Below are 4,103 nucleotides of genomic sequence, written 5' to 3'. Positions count from 1 at the left end.
GGCGGCCGGCTCCGGCTGGCCGTCGGGCTGCGGCTTGGCCGGCGTGGCGGCGGTCTTCTCGGCGCCACGCGGGGTGGCGGCGCCCGGTGCCGGCCGGTAGTCGGCGAAGAAGTCGTGCCACGCCGGGTCGACGCTGGCGGGGTCGGCGAGGTAGCGCTGGTACATCTCCTCGACGATCCACTCGTTCGGGCCGAAACCCGCCAGTGGGTTCTCCTGCGAAGTCTGCTGGGTCGACACGGCCGGTAATCGCCTCTTTCACGCGGGTTTGTGTGTCACGCGGGGCCCGGCGGCACCGCACCTGCCGGTGCGCACGGGACGGCTCCCAGGCTACGCCGTACGGATGCCGCAGGCATTTCCGCCTCCGTTGCGTGGTCCGATTCACAGAAGATGCCAGAAGTTCGGTTAACGCTGCGTGTTCTGTCGACTGCTGCTAAGGCCCGACGTGTTCCCGGCGTCCACTTCGCCGGGAACCGACGTGGCGGTTGACCACGTACGACCCGGAGAACCGGACGGGGGCGGCGCCCGTCGGCACCGCCCCCCGTCACCGGACCGGATCAGGAGATGTCGCGCCGCCGCACCATGAGCGTGCCGACCACGCCGGCCACCAGCGCATACCCGATCAGCACCGCCGCACCCGCCCACTGGGGCGGGTTGCCGGGGATGTCGTCGGTGCCGGTCACCATCAGCGACGACGCCAGCGACGGCACCGCGAGCTGGAGGTTGTTGATCCAGTCGCCGAACCGCGCCGCGAGCACCGAGATGACGATCACCGCACCGATCGAGCCGCCCAGGTAGAGCAGGATCCCGGTGACGGTCGCGCCGATCTGACTGCGGATCAGCACGCCGAGTCCGACACCCAGGATCGCCCACAACAGGTAGGCCAGCCCGTTGAGGCCGACCGCCTCCCAGACGGCACCGCTGTAGCTGGGGTCGAGGCCGACCGCGCCCAGCACGGCCGATCCGGCGAGCAGGTTCGCGGCAGTCGTCACCAGCCAGAAGAGCAGCCCGAGGCCGGCCGCGGCGACCAGCTTGGCGAGCATCACCGCGCTGCGGTGCGGCACGGTGAGGAACGTGGTGGTCACGGTCTGGTGGAAGAACTCGCTGGTCACCACGATGATGCCGAGCAGCATCACCATCATCAGGCCGAAGAACTGACCGTTGGTGAAGAGGTTCGCGGCCAGGCTCTCCGGTTGCGAGACCGCCTCGATGGTGTCGGCCTGGTCCGCCGGTACCTCGCCGAGGTCGCCGTTCACCAGCGCGTCGGCCTGGATGTAGTTGAAGAACAGGGTGATGCCCCAGAGCGGCAGGTAGATCAGCGCCAGGATCCACCAGGTGCTGGTGGTGCGGATCTTGAGCAGCTCGGATCGGACCAGGTTCATCGGATGCCCGCCTTTCCGGCCGTCAGCTCCAGGAAGACCCCTTCGAGGTCGGGCCGTTCCGTGGTGAGTTCGTGCAGTTCCACGCCGGCGGCCAGGGCGGCCCGGCCGACGGCCGGCGCGTCCACGCCGCCGACCAGCAGGACACCGTGCTCGTCGACGTCGACCGTGGCCGAGGTGTCGCGCAGGGCGCTGGTCAGCTTGTCGGCCTGCGGGGTGCGGACCCGCACCCGGACGCCCTGTGCCATCGACCCGATCACCTCCTCGACGGTGCCCTGCCGGACCAGCTTCCCGCCGGCGATGATCACCACGTCGTCGGCGAGGAGCTGCATCTCCGACAGCAGGTGGCTGGAGACCAGCACCGTCCGCCCCTCGTGGGCGAGGCCCTTGAGGAACCCGCGCATCCACCGGATGCCCTCGGGGTCGAGGCCGTTGGCCGGCTCGTCCAGGATCAGCACCCGGGGGTCACCGAGCATGGCCGCGGCGATGCCGAGCCGCTGCTTCATGCCGAGCGAGTAGCCCTTGAACCTGCGCTTCGCCGCCGGGGTCAGCCCGACCAGGGCCAGCGCCTCGTCGGCCCGGGCCTTCGGCAGGCCGGCCGCCGCGCAGATCACCCGCAGGTGGTTGATCCCGGTGCGGCCCTTGTGCGCGCTGGACGCCTCCAGCACCGCGCCGACGTGCCGCAGCGGGTCGGTGAGGTCCGCGTACCGGTGCCCGCCGATCGTCGCCGCGCCCGCCGTCGGGGTGACCAGGTTCAGCAGCATGCGCAGGGTGGTCGTCTTGCCGGCACCGTTCGGGCCGAGGAAGCCGGTGACCCGGCCGGGCTCGACGGTGAAGGACAGGTCGTCGACCGCCCGGACGGTGCGGTACTGCTTCGTCAGGCCGGACACCACGATCTGGCCGTCGCCGGTGGGGCTTCGCTGCCCGTCAGACATCGTTCTCCTCTTCTCGGGTGGCGTCGGGGTACGCCGCCGCCCAGCCTTGCCGGCCCGCGCAACCGGGTCAATCCGGCTCGACGGCCGGAGCGGTCACACCGCGATCCAGGTGGCGCGGGCCCAGGCCAGGAGGGCACCGTCCGGCGCGTACAGGCTGGTGTGCACGTCGGCCTTGCGGCCCTCGCCACCGACCATCGCGGCGGTCACGACGCACTCGTCGCCCGCGGCCGGCAGGTCCGCGACGACGGCGGCGATCCGACCCAGGACGTACGGCCGGCCGGGCGCGATCACCGCCCAGCCGCCGGGACAGTCCAGCGCCGCCCACACCAACGGGCCGGTCACCGGCGCGGGCACCGTGAACGGCGCGGCGGTACGCCCGTCGGGCAGCCGCCCGGGAAAGATCCGCAACCCGTCGGCGCGGTCGGGGCCGCAGACATAGCAGCCGGGGAACGGGTGGTCCACCAGCCCGGGGTACGCCGCGGTGGCGGCCCGGGCGGTGGCGAGGTCCACCGGCGGCACCACCGACCGGAACTCCGGCACCGGCCGCACCTGCGCGACGAGGGTGCCGTCCCGGTCGTGGACCTCGCCGCCGGACAGGGTCAGCGGGGTCTCCAGCGGTGGCGGCCGGCGCAGCGTCACCTCGACCGGCCCCGGACCGTCGGCCGCCGTGGCGAAGACGCCCGCGCTCCAGCCGCCGTTGCCCGAGCCCGGGGGTCCGTTGTGGCGGGACTCGATGATCATCCAAACCTCCGCGCGGCCGCGCCCGGCCCGGTCGCCGGTGCGCCGCAGGCAGCCTCGCACGCCGCACCGGACAGCCGGCGCGTACGGGTGGCGGCCAGCCGCCGGCCGGCGTTCACCCGGTCGACACTCCGCACCCCGACCTTCGGCAACCCACGCCCCCTACACAGATCCCATGGCCGTTCTGCACGCCGCTGGCACATCCCTGACGACCAGCGGATACACCCTGCTGATCGCCGACGACCCGACCCAGGTCGCGGCCGCGCAACGCCTGCGTCACGAGGTGTTCGCCACCGAGCTCGGCGCCACCCTGCGCCCGGCCGCCCCCGGCCTGGACACCGACCACGTCGACCCGTACTGCGACCACCTGATCGTGCGCCACGAGAGCACCGGGGACGTCGTCGGCACGTACCGGCTGCTGCCGCCGGGACGCACCGACCGGCGGTACTCGGCGGACGAGTTCGACCTGGCGCCGCTCGACCCGCTGCGCGACGACCTGGTCGAGGCGGGCCGGTCCTGCGTGCACCCGGACCACCGCTCCGGCGCCGTCATCAACCTGATGTGGGCCGGCATCATCCGGTACCTGCACCTGCGCGGTTCGCGCTGGCTCGGCGGCTGCGCCTCGGTACCGGTCGCCGACGGTGGCCGGGCGGCGGCCGAGGTGTGGGCTCTGGCGCGGGAGCGGCACCTCGCGCCGCCGCCGCTGCGGCTCCGTCCGCTGCGGCCGTGGTTCGCCGAGCCGGAGGTGCCCGCCGCGGAGACCGCCGTCGGCGGCGCGGAGGGCCGTGCGCTGGTGCCGCCGCTGCTACGTGGCTACCTGCGCCTCGGTGCCTGGGTCTGCGGCGAGCCCGCGTACGACCCGGACTTCGGCACGGCCGACTTCTACGTGTTGTTCTCGCTGGACCGGATGAACCCCCGCTACCTGCGGCACTTCCTGGGTGGGGCCGAGCGGTGAGCACCGTCGCGTACGACCTCTGGCGGCCCGCCTCCGGATGCGGCGCGGACTGCCTGCCCGCCCCCGGCGCGGTGCCCGGCGTGCCGACCGCCGTGCGGG

5 protein-coding genes are annotated in these 4,103 nt (G+C 73.2%); 1 reads left to right on the top strand and 4 read right to left on the bottom strand.

All coding sequences use genetic code 11. From position 1 onward, the window contains the following. The 4 genes from AB0I76_RS24020 to AB0I76_RS24005 form a co-directional block, all read right to left on the bottom strand. Positions 1-237 (bottom strand): hypothetical protein (locus AB0I76_RS24020; protein WP_357039519.1); only part of this gene is annotated, 237 nt, incomplete at its 3' end. A gap of 317 nt (positions 238-554) precedes the next feature. Beyond that, positions 555-1,379, bottom strand: coding sequence for an ABC transporter permease (locus AB0I76_RS24015; protein WP_357039516.1), 825 nt, complete (start codon positions 1,377-1,379; stop codon positions 555-557). After that, positions 1,376-2,311 carry an ATP-binding cassette domain-containing protein gene (locus tag AB0I76_RS24010; RefSeq protein ID WP_357039513.1) on the bottom strand — a complete coding sequence of 312 codons (936 nt, stop codon included), beginning with the start codon at positions 2,309-2,311 and terminating at the stop codon, positions 1,376-1,378. Before AB0I76_RS24010 ends, AB0I76_RS24015 begins: the two co-directional genes overlap by 4 nt. Before the next feature lie 93 nt (positions 2,312-2,404). Then, on the bottom strand, positions 2,405-3,052 hold the full coding sequence (locus AB0I76_RS24005; RefSeq protein WP_357039510.1) for a hypothetical protein: 648 nt from the start codon (positions 3,050-3,052) through the stop codon (positions 2,405-2,407). A gap of 172 nt (positions 3,053-3,224) precedes the next feature. Here AB0I76_RS24005 and AB0I76_RS24000 point away from each other — a divergent pair, with 172 nt between their 5' ends. Then, positions 3,225-4,004: a GNAT family N-acyltransferase gene (locus tag AB0I76_RS24000; RefSeq protein WP_357039507.1), complete on the top strand. Its 780-nt coding sequence runs from the start codon at positions 3,225-3,227 to the stop codon at positions 4,002-4,004. Positions 4,005-4,103: the final 99 nt, after the last annotated feature.

It is taken from the genome of Micromonospora sp. NPDC049799, from assembly GCF_040656655.1.
GTDB lineage: Bacteria > Actinomycetota > Actinomycetes > Mycobacteriales > Micromonosporaceae > Micromonospora.
The sequence above is the reverse complement of the archived record's forward strand: the minus strand, read 5'-3'. Positions and strand labels throughout refer to the sequence as shown.

What these genes read in the sequence shown, in the direction of transcription:
- AB0I76_RS24005 (WP_357039510.1), bottom strand. Translation starts at nt 3,052, where the DNA reads ATGATCATCGAGTCCCGCCACAACGGACCCCCGGGCTCGGGCAACGGC.
- AB0I76_RS24010 (WP_357039513.1), bottom strand. Translation starts at nt 2,311, where the DNA reads ATGTCTGACGGGCAGCGAAGCCCCACCGGCGACGGCCAGATCGTGGTG.
- AB0I76_RS24015 (WP_357039516.1), bottom strand. Translation starts at nt 1,379, where the DNA reads ATGAACCTGGTCCGATCCGAGCTGCTCAAGATCCGCACCACCAGCACC.
- AB0I76_RS24000 (WP_357039507.1), top strand. Translation starts at nt 3,225, where the DNA reads ATGGCCGTTCTGCACGCCGCTGGCACATCCCTGACGACCAGCGGATAC.